This is a genomic window from Leucobacter sp. OLIS6 (assembly GCF_002752355.1).
GTDB lineage: Bacteria > Actinomycetota > Actinomycetes > Actinomycetales > Microbacteriaceae > Leucobacter.
Genome location: NZ_MRAV01000010.1, coordinates 80,043 through 105,991, shown reverse-complemented (window position 1 = coordinate 105,991; position 25,949 = coordinate 80,043). Strand labels below are relative to the sequence as shown.

The following is a 25,949-nucleotide window of genomic DNA, read 5'->3' as shown; positions in this document are numbered from 1 at the left end:
CTTCAGACGCCGCATCCGAGAGACCGCCGGCGCTGAACAAGCGACAAGCGCTGCAGCCCGCCCGCCTACTCTCCAGTCGCGACCGGCAGCCCGGGAGTGTTCGACCAGGCGCTCCAGGACCCCGGGAACACGACGACGTCGCGCCCGATGAGCGCCCCCGCGAGCGCCAACTGCGCCGCCGTCACGCCCGAACCGCAATACGCAGCGATCCGCGCCTCGACCTCTTCTCCGCCCGCATCCGGCAGAGCGTCCGCGCCCGCATCCGGCAGAGCACCCACGCCCGCCTCGGCGCCCGGGCCGGAGCCCACGCCCGGGCCGGAGCCCACACCCACCGCCGCGAACGCCGCCGCGATGCGCTCCGGCGAGCGGAACCGGCCGTCCTCCGTCAGCACCTCCGAGATCGGCAGGTTGCGCGCCCCCGGAATGTGGCCCGCGACCGGATCGATCGGCTCGCTCTCGCCCCGGAACCGCTCCGGCGCACGGGCATCGAGCAGGATCCCGTCCCACTCCGCGACCTGCCCCGCCGTGAGCACCCCGGCGGCACCGGGCCTCGTGAGCGTCACATCACCAGGCTCGGGAACCACCTCCCCCGGCTCCACCGCGCCACCGGCCGCGATCCACGCGGAGAGCCCGCCGTCGAGCAGTCGCACATCGTCGATCCCGGCCCGCCGCAGCGCCCACCAGGCGCGCGACGCCGGCAACGACCGCGCATCGTCGTACACGACGACCGTCTGGCCGGCACGGATCCCCCAAGCGCGCGCCGACACCTCGAGCGCCGCGTCGTCGGGCAGCGGATGCCGCCCGTCCGACGGGGCGCCGTGCCCGGCGAGGTCCCCCTCGAGATCCACGAACACGGCCCCCGGGATATGCCCGGCCAGGTACTGATCGTGCCCGTCGGCGAAGCCCAGCCGGTAGCGGACGTCGAGCACGCGCGGCCGAACCTCCCCGGACAGCAGTTCGCGCAGTTCTTCGGCCGAGATGAGGATCGGTGCGGTCATGCACCCATTCTGCTCCTCCGGCCTCGGCGATCCACCGTCTCGCAGCTCCCAAACCGCCGTCACTCCGTCGGAGATTCGCAGGATTTCGGAGGCTTCAGCCGCAAGCATCCGAAGTCAGGCGGATCTCCGAAATCGGGCGAGCGCGATCCTCGGTCCGGGCAGGCGGGCCGCGAGGCCGGGCAGGCGGACCGCGAGGCCGGATACGCTGGATCCATGCGCATCGCCACCTGGAACGTCAATTCGATCCGCACCCGAGTCGGCCGGGTGGTGGACTGGCTCGTCCGCGAGGACATCGACGTGCTCGCGATGCAGGAGATCAAGTGCCGTCCCGACCAGTTCCCGGTCGAGGCCTTCGAGCAGGCCGGGTACCACCTCGAGATCCACGGCCTCAATCAGTGGAACGGCGTCGCCTTCGCGAGCCGGCACGAGATGACCGACGTCGCGCGCGGTTTCGCCGACATGCCGGGCTTCGGCAAGCCGATCGCCGGCCAGGAGGACGTGCAGGGCGAGGGCCCGAACGGCCTCCCGCTCGAGGCGCGCGCGCTCGGCGTGACCGTCGGCGATCTGCGTCTGTGGAGCCTCTACGTGCCGAACGGCCGGGCGCTCGACGACCCGCACTACGCGTACAAGCTCGCCTGGCTGGAGGCGCTGCGCACCGACGCCGAGCAGTGGCTGGCCGAGAACCCCGAGCTGCCGCTCGCGCTCATGGGTGACTGGAACATCGCCCCGTTCGACGGCGACATGGGCGACCCGTCGTTCGTCGTCGGCCGCTCGACGCACGTCTCGCCCGACGAGCGCTCGATGTTCGAGAGCTTCTCGCCGACCGTCACCGACGTGGTGCGCCCCACCGTGCCCGAGGGCTACACCTTCTGGGACTACAAGGCGGGCCGGTTCCCCAAGGACGAGGGCATGCGGATCGACTTCATCATGGCGTCCGAGGCGTTCGCCGGCGCGGTGACGGGTGCCTCGATCCACCGCCAGGAGCGCACGGGCGACGCACCCAGCGATCACGTCCCCGTCGTCGTCGATGTGGATCCGGGCCGCCTCGGCGAGTCCTACGAGGACGAGGACGATCTCGACCGCCCCATGTGGTTCTGATCCGGTCGGATCTCCGACCGCCGATCCGACGGGATCGCAGCGCGCGTGCCGCACCCGCGGAGAACGCGGCGGGGCCGCGGACCCGATGGTCCGCGGCCCCGCTGCGCACGACGAGCGTTCAGCCCTTGAGCGCCTCGGAGAGCTTCACCCGGCTGCCGGTGCGCAGGATCGAGTTCTCGTAGATGCGTGCGCCGACGCCGATCACGAGCGCGATCGACGCGATGAGGATCACGATCGCCACGAGCGGCTCCCACCATTCCGCGAGTCCGAGGTAGAGACGCATCGGCATGCCGACGGGCGCCGAGAACGGCACGTAGCTCATGACCGCGAGCACCTCGGGGTTCGTGTAGAACACGATCACGAGCACGTAGGGGATCATCACGAGCATCATGACCGGGCTGGTGACCGAACCGATGTCCTCCTGCCGGGAGACGAGCGCCGCGGTCGCCGCGTAGAGCGTGGCGAGCAGGACGAAGCCGAAGGCGAAGAGCACACCGAACCAGATGAGCGCCGTGCCGAGATCCCCGAACAGCAGGTCCTGACCGGTGGCGAGCATGCCGAGGGAGGCGAGCGCGATGATCGCGACGACCTGGGCGAGTGCCAGGATGCTGTTGCCGATGATCTTGCCCGCGAGCAGCACGCGGGCGGGCACGGTGGCCAGCAGGATCTCGACGATCCGAGTCTGCTTCTCCTCGACCACGCTCTGCGCGATGGTCGTGCCGAAGGTCACGGCGCTCATCATGAAGACGATGCCGAAGCCGATCGCGATGAAGTATGCGAGCATCGGGTTCTTGTCGAGGGGATCGAGCAGCTTCACCTCGGGCTGCACCGAGAGCAGCTGCACGACGGACGCGGGCGCCGAGTCCTTCGCGAGCACGGTCACGCCGCCCGCACCGGAGCCGCCGGGGACGACCGCCGCCTCGACGTCGCCGGAGCGCACGAGCTTCTCGGCGGCGGACTGATCCGCGACCTCCTGCAGGTCGAAGCCGGGCGCCTGTTCGAGCACGGCACCGGCGGTGCCGACCACGGCGACCTTGGTATCGCCGCCGAGCTTCGAGGCGAAGCCGCCGAGCAGCACCGAGGCGAGCACGAGGAGGAGCAGGATCCCCGTCGAGACGAGGAACGCCTTGCTGCGCACCCGCGTGGTGATCTCGCGCTCGGCGACGAGCCAGGCGAGGCCGGCCGCGCGCGCGGGCGTCGCGGCGGTGGCCGGGCCGGCGAGGGGAGCGTTGGCAGTCATCGGATGACCTCCCGGAAGATCTGGGCGAGGGATGGGGTGACGGGTGCGAACCGGGCCACGGATCCGCGCGAGACGGCGGTGGCCAGCACCGCCTGAGCGGCGTCTTCGGGCGCGTCGAAGCGAGCGAAGCGACCATCGAGGTGGGTGACCTCGACCCCGGACTGCTCGCGCACCCAGCCGGCGTCCGCGGTATCGCCCGCGAGCTCCAGCTCGAACGTCGAACCCGAGTGCTCGGCACGGAGCGCCTCGCGGGACCCGGCAGCGCGGATCGAGCCGTCGGCGATCACCACGACGTCGTCGCAGAGCCGCTCGACGATGTCGAGCTGGTGCGAGGAGAACAGCACGGGTGCGCCCTGGGCCGCGAAGTCCCGGAGCACGCCGAGCACGACCTCGACCGCGATGGGATCGAGGCCCGAGAACGGCTCGTCGAGCACGAGGGCGACGGGATCGTGCACGAGGGCCGCGGCGATCTGGGCGCGCTGCTGGTTGCCGAGCGAGAGGCTCTCGAGCGTGTCGTTCGCGCGCTCCTCGAGGCCGAGCCGCTCGATGAGGCCCTCGGCCGATCGCTTCGCCTCGGCCGAGCCCATGCCGTGCAGGCGCGCCAGGTAGACGAGCTGCTCGAGCACCTTCATCTTGGGGTACAGGCCGCGCTCCTCGGGCATGTAGCCGAAGCGGGCGCGATCCTGCTGCGTGATCTCGGCGCCGTCGAACTCGACGCGCCCCGAGTCCGCGGCGAGCACGCCCAGGATGATGCGCATGGTCGTGGTCTTGCCGGCGCCGTTGCCGCCGACGAAGCCGGTCATCCGGCCCGCCGCGACGTCGAACGAGACGTCCCGCAGCACCCGGCGGTCGCCGAAGCTGCGCGAGATCGAGTGGAGGCTGATCATGGGTTCTCCCTTCCGACTCCCACGCTAGGGATCCGCGCGGGCCAGCGCCTCCCCCGCCGGGCTGATCCGGATCCGCCGCCAGGTGGATCCTCGATGTCGGTGCCTCCCGATACCGTGGGACCCATGCCGATCTCGTTGCCCCGCACCGACTCGAGCTGGGTCCGCCCCGCTCCGAGCCGCGCCGGGCTGCGCGCGGATGCCGCGTTCGCGGCGTTGATCGCGATCGGTGCGGTGCTGAGCGCGCTGCTCTACGAGCGCATCGGCATCTACAAGGACGTCGCCGACCCGTGGGTCTGGGTGCTCGGCCTCGGGCTCTGCACCCTGCCGCTCGCCGTGCGGCGCCGCTTCCCCGAGGCGGTGCTGCTGCTCGTCGCCGTCGGCTTCTTCGTCTGCGGCCAGTTCGGCGTGCCCGAGATCCTCTTCGTCAACATCGGGCTCTTCTGCGCCTATTACACGGTCGGCGCGTGGGGTCGCAATCGCGTCGTGGCCTTCTGGCTCAGGCTGGGCGTCTCGATCGCGATGCTCGCGTGGCTCATCATCTCCCTCATCGTCACCACCGGCGACCCCGAAGCATTCCCCGCATACTCGCGCATCGGCGTCTTCTCGCAGCTCGCCGCGTTCGTCGCCGTGCAGATCCTCACCAACCTGCTCTACTTCGCCGGCGCCGCCTACTTCGGCCAGCACGCCTGGCGCGCGGCCCGCACCGCGTCGCAGCTCGACGCGCAGGGCCGGGAGCTCGAGCTGGAGCGCCGCACGAGCGCGGCACAGGCCGTGGCGCTCGACCGACTCGGCGTGGCCCGCGAACTGCACGACGTCGTCGCGCACCACGTCTCGGTCATGGGGATCCAGGCCGCGGCGGCACGGCGCAGCCTGGATCGGGACCCGGTGCTCGCCTCGGAGGCGCTCGCAGTCGTCGAGGAGAGCGCGCACACCGCCGTCACCGAGCTGCGCGGCCTGGTCCGCACCCTGCGCTCGCCCGACGCGGACGATGCGGCGTCGACCGTCGGCGTCGCGCAGTTCGCCGAACTCGTCGAGGAATCGCGAAGGGCGGGCACACCGACCGAACTGATCGTGATCGGCGAACCGAGGCCGCTGCCGATGCTCGTCGACATCGCGCTCTACCGGGTCCTGCAGGAGGCACTGACCAACGTGCGCAAGCACGCGGGATCGGGGGCGAGCTGCACGGTCCGGCTGCGGTTCACCGCCGACGCCGTCGAGGTCGAAGTAACCGACGACGGGATCCGGCAGACCCTCCCCGGATCCCGCCCCAGCGGTTCCCAACTCGGCCTCCGGGGCATGCGCGAACGGATCGGCGCTGTGGGCGGCACGCTGCAATCGGGGCGGCGCGAGCAGGGCGGATTCCTGGTGCGCGCCCGCGTGCCCCTCGGCGTCGCCGAGGAGGTCGACGCATGATCCGGGTGCTGCTCGTCGACGATCAGGCCCTGGTGAGGTCGGGATTCCGCATCATCCTCTCCGTCGAACCCGACATCGAGGTGGTGGGCGAAGCCGCCGACGGCCTCGAGGCCGTTGCGCTGGCCGCCGAGCTGCGCCCCGACGTGATCTGCATGGACGTCGAGATGCCGAACCTCGACGGCATCGCCGCGACCCGGCGGATCCTCAGCGAACCCCCGACAGGATCCGAGCCGCCCGCGGTCCTGGTGCTCACGACCTTCGGGCACGAGGAATACCTGTTCGACGCCCTCGCCGCGGGCGTCAGCGGGTTCCTGCTCAAGACCGCGCGCGCCGAACAGTTCGTCGACGCCGTGCGCACCCTCGCGGCCGGGCACGCCCTGCTCGGCCCCGATGTCACCCGAGCCGTCATGAGCCGCGCCGCAGAAGGCGCCGGAGGTTCGGGCGAACCCGGGGGCGCGGACGGCTCGGGCGAGCCGGGAGGCTCGGGCGGCACCGACCGCACCCTGCCGATCACGCTCCCGCGCTCGGCAGCGAATGCCCGTGCCGGTGCCGACCCCGGCGCCGGCGGGGCTCCTGCCGGGTCCGCGCCCGACGATCACACCATCGACCCGGCCGCGCTCGACAGCGTCGGGCTCACCGAGCGGGAGCGCGAGGTGCTCGCCCTCATCGCCCTCGGCCGATCGAACGCCGAGATCGCATGCGAGCTGTTCCTCGGGGAAGCGACGATCAAGACGCACGTCTCGAAGATCCTGCAGAAGCTCGGGGCGCGGGATCGGATCCAGGCCGTCGTCTGGGCGCACACCCACGGCGGACGCTGACCTTGGACGGCGCTCGACCCGGCCGTTCGACCCGGCCGCTCGATCCGGCCGCTCGAAGTTCGGTGCGGGGCCGCGTAACCGCGGGTCACCTTCGCCGCGGGCCCGCCCCCTCGTGATTGGCTGAGTCGAGAACGCACCCCGGGAGGTTTCCGTGACCGCAGCAGCATCTCCAGTACCCGCGGCTTCCACCGCTTTCTCCGACGCCCACGCGGCCTGGCACGCCGGCGTGGAGGCGGCGCGCACCGCTCCGTACGGGCCGCTGAGCCCGACCGCGATGCACTGGCTCGGCGAGACGCCGGCCGTGCTGCCCGGCCTTCCTGGCAGCTGGACCGCCGACCGCGACGGCCTCGTCACCGTCGTGCTCGATGCCGCCGACAGCGTCACCCGCGACGGCGAGCTCGTGACGGGCACGGTCGAGCTCGGCCCGCTGACGGGGATCGCGGGGGCCTCGCTGACGTGGGGCGAGATCCTGCTCGACATCGCGGCGCGCAGCGGACGGATCGTGGTGCGCCCGCGTGACCCCGAGTCGCCCGACCGACGCGACTACGCCGGAACCGGAGTGTTCCCGCCCGACGAACGGTGGCGCGTCACCGCCCGCTTCGTGCCGGCCGTGCGCGACGCGGTCGCGGTCGCATCGGCCGCGGGACCGGACGCCCTGCAGCACTACGATTCGCCCGGCACCGCGGAGTTCGAGATCGACGGCCGACCGTTCGCTCTGACCCTGTTCGGCTCTGCGGAACGCGGCGACCTGCGCGCGATCTACGCCGACGAGACCGGCACCGACCTCACCTTTCCCGCGGCCCGCTTCGTCGGCGTCGAACCGGTTGACGCGGAGACCGTCGTGATCGATTTCACCCGCTCGACCAACCCGCCCTGCGCGTACTCGGAGAGCGCGACCTGCCCGTTCCCGCCGCCCGAGAACCGCCTGCCCGTGCGGATCGAAGCCGGCGAGCTGCGCCCCGGGGTGCGGCTCTAACTCCCGCCTCCGCTTCCGCCTCCGCTTCCGCTTCCGGAGGAGATTCGGGTTCAGCAGGACGGAACCACTCGGCGTCGTCCTGCTGAACCCGAATCTCCTTCCGAACCCGAGTCCCCTGCTGACCCGTCTTCGCGAGCTACCGCCCGGTGGGCGCCTCGGCCTCCACCGGAATCTGCTCGCGAGCGGCGACAGCAACCACCGCGTCCGCGAGTACGGCCCGGGCGCAGCGGTCGTGCACCCGGAACGGCAACGAGTCGAAGCCCGGGCGGGTGAACGCCCCGCCGGTGAGGCCGGCAACGAAGGGACCCACCGCGTACTGCCGCGGCGCTCCGGGCAGGCGCCCCTCGGGCGACGCCTCGATCCGGCCGGTCGTGAACCGCTCGCCCCGTTCGACCACGGCGAGCTCCCGCATCACGCCGCGCTCCACGAGCCGACGCAGCAGCGGATCGTCGCTGCGCGACGCGCGCGCCTCGGGCAGCCAGGCGTCGATCAGCAGACCGGCCGAAACACCGGAGCGCGCCGTGCCGCCGGCGACCGCGGCGGATCCCGAAGCGCGGAACACCCCCGATTCCTCGTCGGCCACGAGCTCGACGTCGGCGCCGAGGAACCGCACGATCCCGGCGTCCGCCAGCGCGAGCAGCTCCTCGAGACGATGCCCGGGCGGCCCGCTCGCGAGGTAACTGAAGAAGCCGTGCCAGCGGCCCGGCAGCAGTTCGACGCGGCTGCGCGCGTTCCAACGCTCCCCAGGGATCTCAGCGAGCGACAGGTAGACGTGCAGCGCGGTCAGGAAGAGGGCGAGGGTCGCGCTGTGCTCGGGCGAGGTGCGGTGCCGCAGGTCCTGCGCGATGTGCGCCCGGACCCGATCCTGCACGGAGCCTGCTCCGAACCCGCCGAACCCCGCGGCGAACCCGCCGGACGCGGCGAACCCACCCGCGCCGGGGTCCTCATCCGGATCGGGGGCCTGCGCGAGCGGCCGGTCGAACACGGCGAGGTCGAAACGGTCCTCGGGGTCCGGTACGTGCGCGGCGGCGAGCGCGGCGAGCACTCCGGGATCCCGCGTATCGAGCGCCGCCCGGAGCCGGGGGGCGAACTCGGCCCAGTCGAGGGACACGCGCCCGGGGTGCCCGGTGCTCAGTTCGCGGTAGTAGCCGGTGGTGAGTTCGGCGACGACGAGCGGCCACACGTCGCGCTCGAAGTCGAGACGCTCCGCCCGCTCGGCGAGCGCCGCGTGGAACTCCGCTCCCAGGTACTCCAGGCGCACGGGGTCGCCGGCGAGGGCGGTCGTGATCTTGGACCGGTACGGGACGCCGCGTCGGGATCCCAGGTGCAGGATCGGCTCGCGCCCGCTCGGCCGGTACCCGAGTGCGCCGTCGGCGTCGCGGGTGAAACGGCCGCCGCGCCCCTCGGTGAGGAGCACGACGAGGTCAATCGCCGCGAGGCCCATGCCGCGCACGATCACGTCGGCTCCGGCGGGAACCCCGTCGAGGTCGACGTCGGCGGTGAACGCGGGCGCGATGTAGCCGAGTCCGTGCCGGTCGGCGAACGCGCCGAGCCGGATCGACTCGTCGGACGGCAGCGTGCCGCTGTGGCCGAGCGCGTGCACGACGAGGTCGGCCGTCAGCTCCGCGCCGGAGGCCAGCCGGACCCGGTGCGGGGCGCCGCTCTCGCCGCATCCCGGCTCGACGTCGACGACGCGATCGCGCACCCACTCGACCGAGAGGCCGCCGGAGCCCGGAGGTCCGGCGGCACCGACGGCACCGACACCACCGGTGGCACCGGCAGCATCGACCCCACCGGCGACCCCGGCAGCACCGGCCCGTCGCAACGTCTCGTCGACGGCCCAGCTCAGGTAGGCGTTGTTCAGTCGTCGCGTCGGGAAGTCGCGCTCGCCGATCTCGGCGAGTTCGCGGAACAGCTCGGCGTCGGCCCAGGCGGGCGCCGGGATCGTTCCCTCGCGCACCTCGCGCACCCACTCGGCGAGCGTGGGGCCCGGCGAGACCGGCCCCTCGATCCGGCACGACGCGTCGGTGAAGAACGCGACGTCGGCGAGCATCGAGTTGAGCTTCAGCAGGGGCGACTGCGCGCTGCGCCAGATGCGCCCGCCGCCCGGCGGGTGCGGATCCACGAGCCGCAGCTCGAGCCGGACGTCCGGGGCGAGCTCGGCGCGATTGGCGGCGATGCGTTCGAGCAGCATCGCGGCGGCCGGGCCCGCTCCGATGCCGACGATCCGCACGACCGACTCGCCGGCTGCCCCGGCAGAACCGGCTGCGCCGGGCTCCCCGGTTGAACCGGCAGAACCGGCCTCATCGATCCGAGCGGCTGCGCCGGTCGCTCCCGTGCCCTGTCCCCCGCTCATGGCTTCGGCAATCCGGGCGGATTGAGCTGCGAGGTGCGCACGGCCTCTTCACCCTGCCCCCAGCGCTGCAGCACCTTCGCGTAGGTGCCGTCGTCGATGAGGTGCTGGATCACGATCTGCACGGGTTTCGCGAGCCCGCTGCCCTTCGCCGACACGGTGCCGACCTCGCCGCTGACCGGGTAGGCGCTGTTGAACTTGCCCACCACGCGGGTCTCGCCCGCCGTCTGCTCCTGGAACTTGGCCAGCGAGTAGGGCAGGATGCTCGCGTCGACGCGACCGGATTTCAGCGCGAGCTGCCCGGCGGCGAAGTCGTCGAAGTACACGGCCTCGCCGGGCGGCAGTCCGGCCTCGCGGTTCTGCGCGATCCAGTCGAGCAGGAACTTTTCCTGGTTGGTGCCGCTGCCCACCACGACCTTCAGACCCGAGACGTCCTTCGGCTCGGCGATCCGCTCGACGGCGCTGCCGTCGGCCACGACGAAGCCCATCACGGCGTCGCGGTAGGTCGCGAAGTCGAACAGCTCCTTCCGTTCCTCGGTGACGCCGATGTTGGTGAGCGCCAGGTCGTACTTGCCCGACTCGATGCCGAGCGGCCAGTCGGCCCAGGCCACGTTCTCGGGCGCGTACTCGAGCCCCAGGCCCTCGGCGATGAGCGAGGCGAGGTCTGGATCGCTGCCGATGATCGTCTGGGCGTCGTCCTCGGCGAAGAACGAGGTGGGCGGGGCGCCCGCACCGCCCAACGCCACCGTGAGCTTCCCGGCCTGCACGGGACGGAACCCGCTCTGCTCGAGCGCGTCCACGGCCTCGGCGATGGGCTTCGTGTGCGGCCGCTCGGCGAGGTTCTTCGTCGTGAGATCGAAGCTCGGCGCTGCCGCCGTGACCGGCGCCGATCCGTTCCCGCTCTGCCGCGCCGCGCGATCCGCATCGGTGACCACCGCCGAGCAGGCGGCGAGCGCGAGCGCGACGACGGCCATGGCGGCGACGGATCCGGCGCGGGAGAGGGGATTGGCGAGTGGCATGGGAGGCTCCTGGTGGGTTCGGGATGGCTGCGGCGCGGCCGGTCGCGGATCGCGCGACCGGCCGCGAGCCCGGTCAGACAGTGGCGCGTTTCAGGGCCGGGGCAGGCCCGGCGGGTTGATGCGAGACTCGGGGATCGCCTCGGCCTCGGTGGCCCAGCGCTTCAGCACGGTGTCGTACTCGCCGTTCTTGATGAGGTGGTTCAGTACGATCTGCACGGGCTTCGCGAGCCCGTTGCCCTTCTTGGTGGTCGCACCGATCTCGGCGGTCGCGGGGTAGCCGCCGTTGAGGGTGCCGACGACGGTGCTCTGGCCGGTGGTAGCGGCGCGGAACGAGGCCGCGGCGTTCGGGCCGAGGATCGCGTCGACGCGTCCGGACGAGAGGGCGAGGCCGGCGGCCGCCTGATCCTCGTAGTAGACGGGCTCGCCCGGGGGCAGGCCGGCCTTCTTGTTCTCGGCGAACCAGTTCAGCAGGATCTTCTCCTGATTGGTGCCGCTGCCGACCACGACCTTGAGCCCGGAGACGTCGGCCGCCTTCGAGATCTTGGTGATCTTGCTGCCCTTCTTCACCTCGAACGCGACGACGTCCTGCCGGTAGGTGGCGAAGTCGAAGAGGTCCTTGCGCTCCTCGGTAACGGTGATGTTGGTGACGCCGAGGTCGTATTTGCCCGACTCGATGCCGAGCGGCCAGTCGGCCCAGGCCACGTTCTCGGGGGCGAACTCCAGGCCGAGGCCGTCGGCGATGAGGTTCGCGATGTCGGGGTCGCTGCCGACGAAGGTGCGGTTGTCGTCCTCGGCGAGGAACGAGGTGGGCGGCACGTAGGCGCCGAGCGCGACGGTCAGCTTGCCGGGTTGCACGGGGGTGAAGCCGCTCTCCTTGAGCGCGGCCACGGCCTCGGGCACGGGGTCGATGTGCGGGCGCTCCTTCAGGTTCTTCGTCGAGAGATCGAACGGCGATTTCGCGGTCGACGAATCGCCCGTCGCGGAGGCGGCGGAGCCGGACGAGCTGCATCCGGCGAGGCCGGCGACGGCGAGCACGGCGATGAGGGCCGCCGAGGCGGTCGCGGTGGCTGCCGCGCGGCCGGGCCGTCGGTGGCGGGAGCGGTCGGGGGTCTGCTGGGGAGCGGGCATGCGCGGGGTCCTGATTCTGGAGGCGGTGATGGATGGTCGAGGTGAAGCGGTGAAACGGTGAAGCGGGGGTCGGGCGGGCCCGTCGTCGTCAGAGCACCTTCTCGAGGAACTCGCGGGTGCGGGGATGCTCGGGATCGCGCAGCACCCGCTCGGGCGGCCCGACCTCGAGCAGGCGGCCGCCGTCGAGGAACGCGACGCGGTCGGCGACGGAGGCGGCGAACGCGATCTCGTGGGTGACGATCACGAGGGTGGTGCCGTGGTGCGCGAGGCGCTGGATCACGGCGAGCACCTCGCCGACGAGTTCCGGATCGAGCGCGCTCGTCGGTTCGTCGAAGAGCAGCACGTCGGGATCGAGGGCGAGCGCGCGGGCGATGGCGACGCGCTGCTGCTGTCCGCCCGAGAGCTGACGCGGATAGTGCTCGGCGCGGTCGGCCAGGCCCACCGAGGCGAGCAGCTCGCGCGCCCGGGCCACGGCGTCGGCACGGCTCGAACGTCCGAGTGCGAGGGGCGCCTCGATCACGTTCTCGAGCGCGGTGAGGTGCGGGAACAGGTTGAAGTTCTGGAACACCATGCCGACCCGGGTGCGGCGCTGCAGCACCCGTTTCTCGGGCAGTTCGTGCAGGCGGTCCCCGCGGCGCTCGTAGCCGATGTAGTCGCCGTCGATCGTGATGGATCCCGCGTCGATCGTCTCGAGGTGGTTGATCGCGCGAAGCAGCGTGGACTTGCCGGAGCCCGACGGCCCGATCAGGGCGAGCACCTCGCCGGGTTCGACGGTCAGCGAGACGTCGCTCAGCACGGGACCGGCGGCGTAGGACTTGTGGACGCCCGCGATCTCGACGCGGCCCGTGGCTGCGGCCGCATCGGCGGCGGGCTCAGCGGCACCGAGCCCGGCGGAGCCGGTCGCGGTCGCGACGGCGCTCATGCGACGCCTCCCAGGGTGCGCGCGTCGGCGCGGAGCGCAGCGACGGAGTGCTCGGACAGCGAGACCGGGATCCCGCGCGAACGCGAGGCGGGAGCGGAGCCGGAGCCCGAACCCCGACGCCCCGATCCACCGAGACGGCGGATCCCCGACCGCAGCCGCTGCAGCGGCGTCGGCGGCAGCTCCCGCACGGATCCCCGGGCGAAGCGGCGCTCGATCGCGTACTGCACGATGCTCAGCACCGTGGTGAAGATCGTGTACCAGACGGCCGCGACGAGCAGCAGCGGCACCACCTGCTGGTTGCGGTTGTAGACGACCTGCACGGTGTAGAACAGCTCGGGCAGGGCCAGCACGAACACCACCGAGGTGCCCTTCAGCAGGCCGATCACCTCGTTGAACGCGTTCGGAACGATCGCGCGGGCCGCCTGCGGCAGGACGATCCGGAAGAAGCGCCGGCTGCGCGGGATCCCGAGCGCCTTCGCCGCCTCGATCTGGCCCTGATCGACCGACAGCAGCCCGCCGCGGATGATCTCGGCCGAGTAGGCGGCCTGGTGCAGCGAGAGGCCGAGGATCGCGGCGACGGTCGCCGAGATGAGGCGGGTCGTGTCGAACTCGACGATCCAGAAGTCGGTGGTGAACGGGGTGCCGAGGCCGAGCGTCGGGAACAGGTAGCCGAGGTTGAACCAGAGCACGAGCTGCACGACGAGCGGGATCGAGCGGAAGAACCAGGTGTACCCCCAGGCGAAGGAGCTCAGCAGGGCCGAGCCCGAGAGCCGGGCGAGGGCGAGCACCGCGCCGAGCACGAAGCCGAGCGCGGCCGAGACCGCCGTGAGCCAGAGGGTCAGCCAGAGTCCGCGCAGCACCGCCTCGTTGAAGAAGTACTCGGCGAACACCGGCCAGCGCCACTGCTCGTTGGCGAACAGTGTCCAGGCGAGCTGCGCGATCACGAACACCGCGACCGCGCTGAACGCCCAGCGCCACCAGTGGCGCAGCGGCACGACGCGGAGGGCGTCGCCGTCGGATCCGGCGCGGGTCGATCGCGCCGGATCCCGATCGTCCGCCGGGACCGCGCTCGCGGGATCGGCGACCTGTCGGTCGTCGGTCGTGGGGTCTGCGGTGAGGGTCATGCTGCGGCCTCCTGTGCCGTCGCGCCCGCGACGCCGACCGGCGCCAGGGGCTTCTCGAAGGGGTGCACGCCGACCTCGTCGGCGGGGAGCGCGGGATCGAAGAGCGGGGTGTAGCCGTGCCCCAGGTAGAGCGCGACGGCCTCGGGCTGGCGCGGGCCGGTGGTCAGGTAGACCCGCGAGTAGCCGAGGCGGGCGGCTTCGCGCTCCAGCTCGGTGAGCACCACCTTGGCGACGCCGCGACCGCGGTGGTCGGGCCGGGTCCAGATGCGCTTGAACTCGGCGGTGTCGTCGCTGTGCCGCATGAACGCGCCGCCCGAGATCGGCTCGCCGTCGCGCAGCAGCACGAGGAACGCGCCGCCGTGGGGCTCGGCGAAGGCCTCGGCCGGGTAGCGCGCGAGTTCGGTCGAGGCCGGCTCGCCGAACACCTCGACCCCGTAGCGGGCGTCGTACTCGCGTTCCAGGTCGTCGAGCAGCGGCTTCGCGAGGGGATCCGAGACGTGCACCCGGCGCACCTCGGTGCGGGGCCGCGGCGGGGTCGGCAGACCGAGCGTGCGACGCAGCGTCGGCGCGGCCCCCGTCACCGGATCCGCCTCGTACTCGGTGCGGAAGACGCCCCGCTCCTGCAGCAGCGGCACGACCCGGTCGACGAACTCGTCGAGGCCGCCCGGCGTGATGTGCGGCACGAGCACGAACCCATCGGAGGCGCGCTCGCGTACGTATCGGTCGATCTCGGCCGCGACGGTCCCGGGCGATCCGACGAGCGTGTGCTGCGCGGTCTCGGCGGCGACGAGCTCGCGCAGGGTCAGACCCTCGCGCCGCGCCCGCTCGCGCAGCTGCTCGGCCCGCGCCACGCGATCCTCGACACGGGTCGAGACCTGCCCCTGCCGCTGATCGCCGTCGCCAGGCTCCTGCGCGGGCAGCGCGCCGTCGGGGTCGAGGCCCGGCAGCTCACGGCCCCAGATCGCCTCGATCCACGCGATCGCCGTCTGCGGGCTGGTCTGGGCGAGCGCGATCTCGCGCGAGCGCTCCCGCGCATCGGCGTCGGTGTCGCCGAGGGCGAAGGTGGCCCCGGGCAGGATCAGCAGCGACTCCTCGGTGCGGCCCGCGGCGGGCAGGCGGCCCTTCACGTCGCGGTAGAAGCGCTGGCCGTCGGCGAAGCCCGTGTGCCGGGAGAAGATGATCTCGGCGTTCGCCGCGGCGAAGTCACGGCCGGCCGGCGAGTCGCCCGCCTGCACGATCACGGGGTAGCCCTGCGGACTGCGCGGCACCGTGCTCGTCGCGCTCACATCGAACTGCGGTCCCCGGTGCACGACGCGGCGCACCCGCTCGGGATCCACGAAGCGGCCCGCGGCGCGGTCGGCGAGGATCGCTCCCGCCTCCCACGAGTCCCACAGCTCCTTCGCGAGCTCGACGAACTCCTCTGCCCGCCTGTAGCGCTCGGCGTAGGGCAGGAATCCGCCGCGGCGGAAGTTGCCGCCGTGGAACGCGTCGGGCGACGTCACGACGTTCCAGCCGACCCGGCCGCCCGAGAGGTGGTCGATGGTCGCGAGCTGACGAGCCAGCTCGACCGGCTCGTTGAACGTGCTCGACAGCGTGCCGACCACGCCGATGCTGCGGGTCACCGACGCCATCGCGGTGAGGATCGCGAGGGTCGCGGGGCGCCCGGCGACGTCGAGGTCGTGGATCCGGCCGCCGTGCTCGCGCAGGCGCAGCCCCTCGGCGAGGAACACGTAGTCGAAGCGGCCGCGCTCGGCGGTCTGCGCGAATCGGCGGAACGACTCGAAGTCGATGTGGCTGCCCGAGGCGGGATCGCTCCAGACGGTGGTGCTGTTGACGCCCGGGAAGTGGGCGACGAGGTGCACCCTGCGGGCGGATTCGGGTGCGGCGCTCATGCGGCGGTCTCCGTTCGGGTGGCGTAGCGGTTGCCCGCGCGGCCGAGGCCGAAGCGGGTGCGCAGGTGGTGGGCGGTCGGGTCGGGTTCGGCGGCCGCGGTGGATCCGGCAGCGGATCCGGTGCGCGCGGACGCGATCCCGCGTTCGCGCAGGATCGGCAGCAGTTCGGCGCCGATAGTGCGCAGATCCGCGGGGAGGGTCAGCGGGCGCAGGCGCACACCGTCGATCCCGGCGGCCCGCCACGCGGCGATCAGCGCGGCGGCCTCGTCGGCCGATCCCGCGAGCACCCGGGCGTCGCTCGACGCCGCGAAGGGCGAGCCTGCGAGCGCGTCGAGGCGCACCAGCCGTTCCACCGCGGGTTCCCCGGTCGTGTCGAGAGCGAGCACCAGGTCGGCGACGATGCGCAGCGGCCCGAGGCCCGAGGCGGTGCGGGCCTCGGCGATGCCGGGATCCCGTTCGATGGCGCGGATCCCGGCGACGATCTCGGCGACCGAGCGGCCACGCCAGGCCCCGGCTCGGGGCGAGGAGCTCTCGGGGGTCACGATCACCACGTCGGCGATCCGTGCCGCGAGCTCCGCGACGGGTGCGGAGTGCGCGAGCACCACGACGGGCAGCTGCCCCTGCGGCGAGCGCGGCACGATCGAGGGTCCGGCGATGCTGAAGCGCTCGCTCGCGAAGTCGATGGGGTGCACGCGATCGCGGTCGAGGAATCGGCCGGTAGCGGCGTCGCGGATCTCGGCGTCGTCCTCCCAGCTGTCCCAGAGGCGGCGGGCGACCTCGGCGGAGTCGGCGGCGTCGGCGAGCAGTTCGTCGAGACCGGCGTCGGGGGCGCCGAACGCGACGGCGTCGCGATCGATCTCGGGGGCGGGCCTGCGGCCGAACGCGGCGGCGGATGCGGCGTCTGCCGAGATCCGCAGCTGCCAGCCGGCGCGACCGGTCGAGACGTGGTCGAGGGTCTGGAGCCCGGTGGCGACGTGGAACGGTTCGGTGTGCGTGGTGGTGACGGTGGGGATCAGCCCGATCCGGCTCGTGCGCGGCGCGATCCAGTCGGCGAGGAGTGCGGCGTCGAGGCGGCCGAGTACGGTCGATCCGCCGTTCGCCGGGTCGGCGGGGTCGGCCTGGGGCGCCAGTTCGTCGGCGATGGTGAGGTAGTCGAGCCCGGCGGCTTCGGCGGTTTCGGCGAGCTCGACCCAGGTCTCGGCGGCGAAGAGGGCGTCGGCGCGCGAGCTCGGCTCGCGCCAGGCTGCGGGGTGCCATCCGGCGCCGTCGAGCGCGACGCCGACGGTGAACGGGACGTCGATCGATTTCGATCCAGTTATGGGAGACATGCCGGTAGCTTATGAACATGCGGTCGGGTCGAATCAAGCAGATGACGCTCGATGACAGCGCGGGAATGCGCCGCCCAGGGCGATACGTCATTTTCCGTCACGTTATGGAAGCCATGCTGCAAGCTTATGAACGGGACTCGGTCCGACTACCCGGGCCCGGCACGAACCTCGAATCCGGCGGACGCCTCGCCGGAGGAAACGGAGAACGGCGCGTGAGCACCGAAACGATCACCGGCACCGCGGTCGCGACCCCGCCCGAGCACGGCGAACGAGCAACCCCGCGCAGCTTCGACGACCGCGAATACCGCGACGCGATGGGCGGCTTCGCCTCCGGCGTCACCGTCATCACCACCCACGGGGTCGACGGTCCCGTCGGCTTCACCTGCCAGTCGTTCTACAGCGTCTCGATCGACCCCCCGCTCATCTCCTTCTCCATCGCCCGCACCTCGCAGAGCCTCGCCTCGGTGCGCGAGCACGGCCGCATCGTCGTCAACTTCCTGAGCGCCGAGCAGCAGCACCTCAGCTCCCAGTTCGCGCGCTCCGGCACCGACAAGTGGCAGGGCGTCGCCTGGCACCCGTCCGAGAGCAACGGAGCCCCCACCCTCGACGCCGTCACCGGCTGGGTCGCCGGCGAGGTCGAACGCGAGGTCGAGGCGGGCGACCACCTCATCTTCCTCGTCCGCGTCACCGGCATCTCCACGGACCCAGAGCGCGACCCCCTGCTCTTCTACCGCGGCGCCTACCGCGAACTCGAGTACATGATCTGATCCCGCCGTTCGCCCGCAGCGAGTTCCACCCGGATTCTGCGTGCGCGCCCGGATCCGCGGAGTAGCCTGCGAGCGTCACCGACGAAACGAGGATCCATGCGCGCACTCAGCTACTCCGAATTCGGCCGCCCCGGCGAGGTGCTCGCGGTGCACGACGCACCCCTGCCCGAACCCGGTCCGGGACAGGTTCGGGTGCGCACCCGCTTCGCCCCGATCCACAACCACGACCTGCTGACCGTCATGGGCCGCTACGGGATCCGACCCGAGCTTCCGGCTCTCGCCGGCAGCGAGGCGGGCGGCACGATCGACGCGCTCGGCGCGGGGGTCACCGGCCTCGAGGTCGGGCAGCGGGTCTCGGTCGGGCGCGGATCCGGCACCTGGGCCGAGGCGTTCGTCGTCGCCGCGGAGTCCGCGATCCCCGTCCCCGACGCGCTGAGCGACGAGCAGGTCGCGCAGCTCGGCTCCATGCCGTTCAGCGCGATCAGCGTGCTCGACTCCCTCGGGCTGGCCGCCGGCGACTGGCTCGTGCTCAACGCCGGCAACGGGGCCGTCGGGCGCATGGTCGCCCAGCTCGCCGAGTCACGCGGCATCGGCGCCGTCTCGCTCGTGCGCCGCGCCGACGCCGTGGCGAGCCTCGCGGCGGAGGGCGTGCCGCACGCGATCGCGACCGACGACGACGGCTGGCGCGATCGCGTCGCCGAGATCACCGGCGGATCCCCGATCCTCGGCGCCATCGACTCGGTCGGCGGCGCCTCCGCCGGCGAGCTGCTGTCGCTGCTCGGCACCGGAGGCACCCTCGTGGTCTTCGGCGCGATGGAATCGCCCGCGCTCGAACTCGCCTCGACCGACATCATCTTCAAGCAGCTCACCGTGCGCGGCTTCTGGGGCACCAAGGTGTCGGCAGCCACCCCCGCCCCGCGGCAGCGCGAACTGTTCACCGAGCTCGTCGAGCGGATCGTCGACGGCACGGTCACCCTGCCCGTCGACCACGCCTACCCGCTCGAGCAGATCGCCGAGGCGGCGGCGCGCAACTTCGCACCGGGCCGAGCCGGCAAGGTGCTGCTGCAGCCGTAGGGACGCGACTACCCCAGCTGCGGCGGCACGTCCTCGCCACGTCGCTCGAGGTGCCGCAGCACGCGCGCCTCGAGCCCCGTGCGCACCCCGGGCCACTCGTGCTGCAGGATCGAGAACACCACGGTGTCGCGCACGTAGCCCGGCATTCGCTTGTGCGCGCGCAGGATCCCGTCCTGCTTCGCGCCCAGACGCGCGATCGCCGCGCGCGACTGCTGGTTGAGGAAGTCGGTTCGGAACTCGACCGCCGGGCAGCCCCACACCTCGAAGGCGTGCCGCAGCAGCATGAGCTTCGACTCCGGGTTGGTGCCCGACGCCTGCGCGCTCAGCCCGTTCCACGTGGAACCGATCTCGACCCGCGGCACCGAGGCGTCGATGTTCATGAACGTCGTCATGCCGATCAGCGCACCGGTATCGAGCCGGCGGGCGGCGAACGGGATCATCGATCCCTCGTCCTGCAGACGCAGGCGCCGCAGGATCTCGTCCCCCATGCCCTCGGGCGTCGGCACGGACGTGAACCATGCCCGCCAGAGCTCGCCGTCCCGCACCGCATCCACCAGGCCGTCGCGATGCTCCTCGGCCAGGGGTTCGAGGGCGACGAGCCGCCCGGTCAGCGTGCCGGGGTGCGAGAGGGTCATGCCGGGTCCTTCCACGGGAGCGGGTCGCGCCGCGGGGTCCCGCCGCAGCGCCGTCGATCCCCAGCGTAACCACCGCGGCGCCCGAACCGGCACCCCCGATCCGTCCGGCTCCGATCCGCGAGCCGGTGATCCTGTCCGACCGCTCGGCCCTATCCCTCGTTCTCGGCCGGCGCAGCCGTGCGGATCCGCTCCGCGAGGAACGCGAGATCCGCGTCGTTCAACGCCGTCACCGCGTAGCGGGTCGGCCAGAGGTCGCCGTCGTCCAGCTGCGCCGCCCACTCGAACTCGATCGTCGCGTACCGCACCTTGAACTTCGCCTTCGGCTTGAAGAACAGCACGATCTTGCCGTCCGCCCCCGCGTAGCCGGGCATCCCGTAGTAGGTGCGCGGGATCAGGTGCGGGGCGTTCTCGCCGACCAGGCGGTGCACGGCCTCGGCCAGCGGACGATCCTCGCCGTCGAGCTCGGCGATCTTCGCCAGCACCTCCGCCTCGCCCTCCCGGCGGGCGGTCTCGGGATCCACCTTCTTGCGCGAGCGCGACTTCGTGCGCTCCTTCACGGTCGCCTGCATCGCCGCGCGCTCCTCGGCGCTGAACGTGGGCTCGTCCGCCTTCGCCATGATCACTCCTCGGTCCGGCCCGGCACGGCGCCGGGCGTTGACGTCAGCCTAAGTCCCGCCGTCCGCCCGGCGCTTCTCCGGAACTGATCGATCCGCCGCGCACCCCGCCGGGCTATGGTGAGCGCAAGGAAGCACCCGCACGAACGGAGGACCCGTGTCCCGAGATCGCATCACCGTGAACCCCCTGCACCGCCGCGCCGCCGATGCGCCGACGGTCGAGAAGCACCGGCTCGCCGAGGCCGGCATGGACCCGCTCACCGCGTACCACGTGGTGCACGACGAGACCATGCTCGACGGCAACGCCCGCCTCAACCTCGCCACATTCGTCACCACCTGGATGGACGACGAGGCGAAGCAGCTCTACGCCGACGCGTTCGACAAGAACATGATCGACAAGGACGAGTACCCGCAGACCGCCGCCATCGAGCAGTACTGCCAGCGGATCCTCGCCGACCTCTGGCACTCCCCCGACGCGGCGGCCTCCCCCGCGACCTCGACCATCGGATCGAGCGAGGCGTGCATGCTCGCCGGCCTCGCGCTCAAGCGCCGCTGGCAGCACGCCCGCGAGGCCGCGGGAGCCGACACCGCGAAACCGAACCTCGTGATGTCGAGCGCCGTGCAGGTGTGCTGGGAGAAGTTCTGCAACTACTTCGAGGTGGAGCCCCGCTTCGTGCCGGTGAGCGACGAGCACCCGTGGCTCGACGGGTCGCAGATCGACGACTACGTCGACGAGCGCACGATCGGCGTCGTCGCGATCCTCGGCGTCACCTACACGGGCGCCTACGAGGACGTGGCCGGGATCCAGGCCGCGCTCGACGAGATCGAGCGCACGCGCGGACTCGACGTGCCGATCCACGTCGACGGCGCCTCCGGGGCGATGATCGCGCCGTTCCTGCAGCCCGAGCTCGTGTGGGACTTCCGACTGTCCCGGGTCGCGTCGATCAACACGTCCGGGCACAAGTACGGGCTCGTGTATCCGGGTCTCGGCTGGGTCGTCTGGCGCGACGCGGCCGCGCTGCCCGAGTCGATGGTGTTCCGCGTGAGCTACCTCGGCGGCGACATGCCGACCCTCGCCCTCAACTTCTCGCGGCCCGGCGCGCAGGTGCTGCTGCAGTTCTACCTGTTCCTGCGGCTGGGCCGCGAGGGGTACACCCGGATCCAGGACGGCTCGCGGGAGGTCGCCCTGCACCTCTCGGCGGGGATCGCCGCGATGGATCCGTTCGAACTCGTGAGCGATGGATCGACGATCCCCGTGTTCGCCTGGCGGCTGCGGCACGGCTGGGGCGGCAACTGGAACCTGTTCGACCTGTCGGATCGGCTGCGCATGCGCGGCTGGCTCGTGCCCGCCTACCCGATGCCCGCCGACCTCGAGGAGATCACAGTGCAGCGGATCGTGGTGCGCAACGGCCTCTCGATGGACCTCGCCGAGTCGCTGCTCGACGTGATCCGCGAGGAGGTCGCCTACTTGGAGGCGCTCGACGCGCCGCTGCCGCGCCCCACCCGCACGGGCGGGTTCGCGCACTAGCGCTCCGTCGGGGCGGGCGCGTTCGCGTGTTCGCCTGTTGGCGCATTCACGTGTTGGCGCGCGTACGCCACCGTTGCCGCTGCCGCCGCCAAGTGAACGCTTGTACACGAAATGAAGCGTTATTTCGTGTACAAGCGTTCACTCGGCGGAGACATCAAGCGCGTGCGGCGATGAAGTCCTCGACCTCGGCGCGGTCCGCGTACGACGACTGGGCGCCGACGCGCTGCACGGCGACGGCCGAGACGGCGGTCGCGAAGCGCACGGCCTCGCCCAGCGAACGTCCGCGCGCGAGCTCCGCGGCCGTCGCGCCGACGAACGCGTCGCCCGCGCCCGTCGTGTCGACCGCGGTCACCCGATAGGCGGGCACCGTCTCGATCTCGGGCGCTTCGGCGGCCCCCTCCGCGACGAGCGCGCCCTCGGAGCCGAGGGTCACGACGACGGAGCGGGCGCCCGCGGCGAGCAGCCGCTGCGCGAGCCGCGCGTAGTCGTCGGCGTCCGGGTCGTCGGAGGACGCGCCGAGCACTTCGAGCGCCTCGTGCTCGTTCACGACGAGCGGGTCGCAGTGCTGCAGCACCTCGCGGCCGACGCGCACCGACGGCGCGGCGTTCAGCAGCACGCGAGAGCCCGCCGCGGACGCGGCGGCGGCCACGTGGAACGCCGTCTCGTGCGGGATCTCGAGGCTGAGCACCACCACGGGCGCGCCCTCCCACACGTTGGAGACGCGGGCGGCCGCATCGAGATCGAAGGCATGGTTCGCGCCCGGCGACACGACGATGGAGTTCTCGCCGTCAGGGGTGAGCAGGATGATCGCGGTGCCCGTCGCGGCGTCGACCGAGGCGAGGGCCGACACATCTGCACCGGCATCGGCGAGGCGGGCGCGCAGGAACGCGCCGTTTCCGTCGTCGCCGACGCACCCGACGAACGCCGTCGCGGCGCCGCTGCGCGCGGCGGCGGCGGCCTGGTTGGCCCCCTTGCCGCCCGGCAGGGTGCGCAGCTCGCCGCCGATCAGCGTCTCGCCGCCGCCCGGCCGCCTCGGCACCTCGACCACCAGGTCGGCGTTCGCGCTGCCGACCACCGCCACGTCAGTCATGGGCACCCCTCAGGCCTGCGCCGCGATGAGGTCGACGACCTCGTCGGCGATGCGGTCGTCGACGTCGAGCAGCACGGTGCAGTGCGCGCCAGCCTGCTCGGGGTAGCCGCGGTAGACGCCGCGCAGGTCGGCGATGGTCTGGCCGTGGCCGGGGCCGCCGGTCGTGTCGACCTCGACGTTCACGACGGGCGCGAGGCGCACGTCGAGCGTGCCCGCGGCCGCGGCGACGGCGATCGTGTCGTGCATGGCGCAGCTCCACGTGCCGAACGAGTTGTCGCGGTAGAACTCGCCGTAGTGCTGCATGATCCGGGCCATGTACTGCCCGACCTCGCCGCCGGCGGCGAGCCGCTCGCTGTGCTCGGGGGTGATGATGATCTTCATGGTGACGTCGAGGCCCGCCATGATGATCTTCCAGGGCGCGCGGAACACCGCGGCAGCGGCCTCGGCGTCGTGCCAGATGTTCGCCTCGGCGACGGGCGACACGTTGCCCGGGGCCATCGTCGTGCCGCCCATGAGTGAGACGCCCGCGACGAGGCTCGGCAGCTCGGGATCGACCGCGAGCGCGGCCGCGATGTTGGTGAGCGGGCCGACGGGCACGAGCCAGACCTCGCCCGGGTGCGCGCGCACGATGTCGATGATCTGCTGCACTGCGCTCTGCGAGGACGCCGCACGCACGGGCTTGTCGTCGCCCGCGTTGCCCTGACCGTCGCGGCCGTGCACGTCGTAGGCGAACTCGGCGTGGCCGCCGGTGAGGGGGCCGGCGGCGCCCTGCGCCACCGGCACGTCGTTCCGGCCGACGAGGTCGAGCACGCGCAGGGTGTTGCGGGTCGCGAGCGGCACGTCGACGTTGCCCCACACGGTCGTCATGCCCAGCAGCTCGATGTCCGGGTGCAGCGCGGCGTACATGATCGCCATCGTGTCGTCGACGCCGGTGTCGCAATCGAGGATCATCTTGGTGGTCATGTTCAGGACTCCTTCAGTCGAGCGTCGAGCTGGGCGACGCGGGTGTTCAGCAGTGCGCGGAAGCGGGGCAGATCCACCGAGAGCGCGACGTCGCAGTTCGGCTGCTCGCCGCTGTGGCCCGCGAAGTCGACCACGGTCATCCCGGAGGTCAGCCGGCCGACGTTCTCGACGTCGACGAAGTAGTGACCGGTCTCGATGATGCTCGGGTCGAGTGCGGCGGCCAGCGCGACGGAGTCGTGCTGCGCCATGCCGTCCTCGGTCGGCTCGGAGTGGTAGTTGCCCATCATGTGCTCCACCATCTTCGCAGCAGGACCGCCCGACGCGACGAGGTCGGGCAGGTGCTGGAGCCCGACGAGGGCGCGCTCGGTCACGTTGAGGCCGACCATGGTGATGGGCACCCCGAAGTCGAAGAGCTTCGCCGCCGAGTCCGGGTCGTAGTAGATGTTGAACTCGGCCGCGGGTGTCGTGTTGCCCAGTCGGTCGAGGGTGCCGCCGCCCATGATCACGAATCGCTCGACCTTGCGCGCCGTCTCGGGGTAGTGCGTGATGAGGCCGGCGATGTTGGTGAGCGGGCCGATCGCGACGACGGTCACGGGATCCGCGCTCTGCTCGATGAGCCGCGCCATGAGCGGAACGCCCGGTTCGAGCACCCGCGAGGATGCCGGCAGCGCGTAGCCGCCGAACCCGTCCTCACCGTGCACGTCCCAGGCCGGCTTGGTGTCGCGGCGCCACAGCGGCCCGGCCGCTCCCTTGCCGACGGGGACGTCGAGTCGCAGCAGGTCGGCGAGCGCGGCGGCGTTGGGGGCCGTCTTCTCGAGCCCGACGTTGCCCGCGACGGCCACGATGCCGAGCAGGTCGATCTCGGGGCTCGCGGCGGCGAGCATGATCGCGAGCGCGTCGTCGATGCCGGGATCGGTGTCGATGATGATGGGACGGGGCATGTTCACTCCCTGGTCGATGGTGGATCCTGCGACTCGTGCCTCGCGCAGGATGACGGTTGCGGTTTCGGGCGCCTCGCGCAGGATGAGAGCGACGGCCTCAGCCGGCGCGCGCGGCGGAGAGACGCTCGATGGAGCCGGCGACGAGGTCGGCGAAGCGATCCCAGTCGAGCTCGGTGGCGACCTGCGTGCGGTGATCCTGCAGGTCGACGGCGACGCCCGTCGAGTGGTGCATGCCCGGACGATCGGCGAAGTTGACGACGGTCATCCCCTTCGTCCACTGCCCGTGCAGCTCGACCGCGACGTGCGCCGCCTCGGTGCGCATGACGGCGGGGTCGATGAGGAACGCGACGCAGCAGGCGTCGTGCACAGGCGGTGCCGCGAACTCGAAGACGTCCTCGTAGGTCTTGCCGATGAAGCCCCAGATGTCGAGCACGAACTGCGCGACCTCGCCGCCGATCGCGCGCACGCGGTCCTGCAACGCCTGCGTCGCGAGCGCCTGGTGGGTGAGGTCGAGGCCGACCATCGTGACGGGCCACGCGCCGCGGAACACGGCCTCGGCGGCCTCGGGGTCGACGTAGATGTTGTACTCGGCGCTCGGCGTCACGTTGCCGCGGGTGTACGAGCCGCCCATCACGACGACGCCCTTGACCCGCTCGACGATGCGGGGCTCCTTGCGCATCGCGAGGGCGATGTTGGTGAAGGGCCCGACGGGCACGAGCGTGACGGTGCCGGCGGGCTCCGCCATGACCGTGTCGATGATGAAGTCGACGGCGTGCCGCGGGTCGAGCTCACCCGTGATCTCGGGCAGGACGGGGCCGTCCATTCCGGTGCCGCCGTGGATGTCGTGCGACACGATCTGCGGGGTCACGAGCGGTTCGCTCGCCCCGCGCGCGATCGGCACGTCGATGCCCGCCACCTGGCAGACGGCCTGCGCGTTGGTGGTCACGTTCTCGATCGTGTTGTTGCCCGCCACGGTCGTGATGCCGAGCAGTTCGATCCCGGGGTTGCCGGCCGCGAGCAGGATCGCGATCGCGTCGTCGTGCCCCGGATCGCAGTCGAGGATGATGCGTTCCATTGCCTGGGTCTCCTGGAGGTGATGGATCCTGCGACTCGCGAGCTCACGCAGGATGACGGATGAGGG

Annotated in this window: 23 protein-coding genes; 7 read left to right on the top strand and 16 right to left on the bottom strand. The window is 72.0% G+C overall.

Translation table 11 applies throughout. The features are described from left to right. Positions 1-65: 65 nt before the first annotated feature. A complete protein-coding gene (locus tag BMH31_RS06410; protein WP_099723237.1) occupies positions 66-998 on the bottom strand; it encodes a sulfurtransferase in 933 nt (310 codons plus the stop codon). 213 nt (positions 999-1,211) lie between these two features. Here BMH31_RS06410 and BMH31_RS06405 point away from each other — a divergent pair, with 213 nt between their 5' ends. Beyond that, entirely contained in the window at positions 1,212-2,096 is an 885-nt protein-coding gene (locus tag BMH31_RS06405; RefSeq protein WP_099723238.1) for an exodeoxyribonuclease III, read from the top strand. 118 nt (positions 2,097-2,214) lie between these two features. Here BMH31_RS06405 and BMH31_RS06400 read toward each other — a convergent pair whose 3' ends face one another. Both BMH31_RS06400 and BMH31_RS06395 read right to left on the bottom strand, forming a co-directional pair. Then, complete coding sequence (locus tag BMH31_RS06400; protein ID WP_099723239.1) at positions 2,215-3,336, bottom strand: ABC transporter permease; 1,122 nt, start codon at positions 3,334-3,336, stop codon at positions 2,215-2,217. After that, positions 3,333-4,223, bottom strand: a complete 891-nt coding sequence (locus BMH31_RS06395) for an ATP-binding cassette domain-containing protein (protein ID WP_099723240.1) — start codon at positions 4,221-4,223, stop codon at positions 3,333-3,335. Before BMH31_RS06395 ends, BMH31_RS06400 begins: the two co-directional genes overlap by 4 nt. 123 nt (positions 4,224-4,346) lie before the next feature. On the opposite strand from BMH31_RS06395, the gene BMH31_RS06390 reads away from it, so the two are divergent. The 3 genes from BMH31_RS06390 to BMH31_RS06380 all read left to right on the top strand — a co-directional run bounded on the left by BMH31_RS06390 (position 4,347) and on the right by BMH31_RS06380 (position 7,430). Continuing rightward, positions 4,347-5,636 carry a sensor histidine kinase gene (locus BMH31_RS06390; protein ID WP_099723325.1) on the top strand — a complete coding sequence of 430 codons (1,290 nt, stop codon included), beginning with the start codon at positions 4,347-4,349 and terminating at the stop codon, positions 5,634-5,636. Beyond that, positions 5,633-6,454, top strand: a complete 822-nt coding sequence (locus BMH31_RS06385; protein WP_099723241.1) for a response regulator transcription factor — start codon at positions 5,633-5,635, stop codon at positions 6,452-6,454. Before BMH31_RS06390 ends, BMH31_RS06385 begins: the two co-directional genes overlap by 4 nt. A 151-nt stretch (positions 6,455-6,605) precedes the next feature. After that, entirely contained in the window at positions 6,606-7,430 is an 825-nt protein-coding gene (locus tag BMH31_RS06380) for a DUF1684 domain-containing protein (RefSeq protein ID WP_143469797.1), read from the top strand. 136 nt (positions 7,431-7,566) lie between these two features. Here the strand turns inward: BMH31_RS06380 and BMH31_RS06375 are convergent, their stop codons facing one another. The 7 genes from BMH31_RS06375 to BMH31_RS06345 all read right to left on the bottom strand — a co-directional run bounded on the left by BMH31_RS06375 (position 7,567) and on the right by BMH31_RS06345 (position 17,196). Next, positions 7,567-9,786 (bottom strand): FAD/NAD(P)-binding protein, encoded by a 2,220-nt coding sequence (locus BMH31_RS06375; protein ID WP_099723244.1) that lies wholly within the window; start codon positions 9,784-9,786, stop codon positions 7,567-7,569. Further along, on the bottom strand, positions 9,783-10,802 hold the full coding sequence (locus BMH31_RS06370) for an ABC transporter substrate-binding protein (RefSeq protein ID WP_099723245.1): 1,020 nt from the start codon (positions 10,800-10,802) through the stop codon (positions 9,783-9,785). Before BMH31_RS06370 ends, BMH31_RS06375 begins: the two co-directional genes overlap by 4 nt. 90 nt (positions 10,803-10,892) lie before the next feature. Next, positions 10,893-11,930, bottom strand: coding sequence for an ABC transporter substrate-binding protein (locus BMH31_RS06365; protein ID WP_099723246.1), 1,038 nt, complete (start codon positions 11,928-11,930; stop codon positions 10,893-10,895). Positions 11,931-12,018: 88 nt separating this feature from the next. Further along, a complete protein-coding gene (locus BMH31_RS06360; RefSeq protein WP_099723248.1) occupies positions 12,019-12,852 on the bottom strand; it encodes an amino acid ABC transporter ATP-binding protein in 834 nt (277 codons plus the stop codon). Further along, positions 12,849-13,976: an amino acid ABC transporter permease gene (locus BMH31_RS06355; protein WP_099723249.1), complete on the bottom strand. Its 1,128-nt coding sequence runs from the start codon at positions 13,974-13,976 to the stop codon at positions 12,849-12,851. Before BMH31_RS06355 ends, BMH31_RS06360 begins: the two co-directional genes overlap by 4 nt. Further along, entirely contained in the window at positions 13,973-15,868 is a 1,896-nt protein-coding gene (locus BMH31_RS06350) for an NtaA/DmoA family FMN-dependent monooxygenase (RefSeq protein WP_099723250.1), read from the bottom strand. The genes BMH31_RS06355 and BMH31_RS06350 overlap by 4 nt, the downstream gene beginning before the upstream one ends. Then, positions 15,865-17,196: an LLM class flavin-dependent oxidoreductase gene (locus tag BMH31_RS06345; protein ID WP_099723251.1), complete on the bottom strand. Its 1,332-nt coding sequence runs from the start codon at positions 17,194-17,196 to the stop codon at positions 15,865-15,867. Before BMH31_RS06345 ends, BMH31_RS06350 begins: the two co-directional genes overlap by 4 nt. Before the next feature lie 212 nt (positions 17,197-17,408). Here BMH31_RS06345 and BMH31_RS06340 point away from each other — a divergent pair, with 212 nt between their 5' ends. Together BMH31_RS06340 and BMH31_RS06335 are read left to right on the top strand one after the other, a co-directional pair. Beyond that, positions 17,409-17,963: a flavin reductase family protein gene (locus BMH31_RS06340; protein ID WP_241898170.1), complete on the top strand. Its 555-nt coding sequence runs from the start codon at positions 17,409-17,411 to the stop codon at positions 17,961-17,963. A 96-nt stretch (positions 17,964-18,059) separates the two neighbouring features. Next, the gene (locus BMH31_RS06335) at positions 18,060-19,037 is read left to right on the top strand and encodes a zinc-binding dehydrogenase (RefSeq protein WP_099723253.1); all 978 of its coding nucleotides are present in this window, start codon (positions 18,060-18,062) and stop codon (positions 19,035-19,037) included. Between the two features lie 8 nt (positions 19,038-19,045). Here BMH31_RS06335 and BMH31_RS06330 read toward each other — a convergent pair whose 3' ends face one another. Together BMH31_RS06330 and BMH31_RS06325 are read right to left on the bottom strand one after the other, a co-directional pair. Continuing rightward, a complete protein-coding gene (locus BMH31_RS06330) occupies positions 19,046-19,672 on the bottom strand; it encodes a GNAT family protein (protein ID WP_099723254.1) in 627 nt (208 codons plus the stop codon). 149 nt (positions 19,673-19,821) lie between these two features. Continuing rightward, positions 19,822-20,289, bottom strand: coding sequence for a DUF1801 domain-containing protein (locus BMH31_RS06325; protein ID WP_099723255.1), 468 nt, complete (start codon positions 20,287-20,289; stop codon positions 19,822-19,824). A 154-nt stretch (positions 20,290-20,443) separates the two neighbouring features. Between BMH31_RS06325 and BMH31_RS06320 the strand changes: the two genes are divergently transcribed. After that, on the top strand, positions 20,444-21,814 hold the full coding sequence (locus BMH31_RS06320) for a glutamate decarboxylase (protein ID WP_241898169.1): 1,371 nt from the start codon (positions 20,444-20,446) through the stop codon (positions 21,812-21,814). A gap of 154 nt (positions 21,815-21,968) precedes the next feature. Here the strand turns inward: BMH31_RS06320 and BMH31_RS06315 are convergent, their stop codons facing one another. The 4 genes from BMH31_RS06315 to BMH31_RS06300 all read right to left on the bottom strand — a co-directional run bounded on the left by BMH31_RS06315 (position 21,969) and on the right by BMH31_RS06300 (position 25,883). Further along, positions 21,969-22,904: a ribokinase gene (locus tag BMH31_RS06315; RefSeq protein WP_199068231.1), complete on the bottom strand. Its 936-nt coding sequence runs from the start codon at positions 22,902-22,904 to the stop codon at positions 21,969-21,971. A 9-nt stretch (positions 22,905-22,913) separates the two neighbouring features. Continuing rightward, positions 22,914-23,867 (bottom strand): nucleoside hydrolase, encoded by a 954-nt coding sequence (locus BMH31_RS06310; RefSeq protein ID WP_099723257.1) that lies wholly within the window; start codon positions 23,865-23,867, stop codon positions 22,914-22,916. 2 nt (positions 23,868-23,869) lie between these two features. Continuing rightward, on the bottom strand, positions 23,870-24,808 hold the full coding sequence (locus tag BMH31_RS06305) for a nucleoside hydrolase (RefSeq protein WP_099723258.1): 939 nt from the start codon (positions 24,806-24,808) through the stop codon (positions 23,870-23,872). Between the two features lie 97 nt (positions 24,809-24,905). Beyond that, a complete protein-coding gene (locus tag BMH31_RS06300; RefSeq protein ID WP_099723259.1) occupies positions 24,906-25,883 on the bottom strand; it encodes a nucleoside hydrolase in 978 nt (325 codons plus the stop codon). Positions 25,884-25,949: the final 66 nt, after the last annotated feature.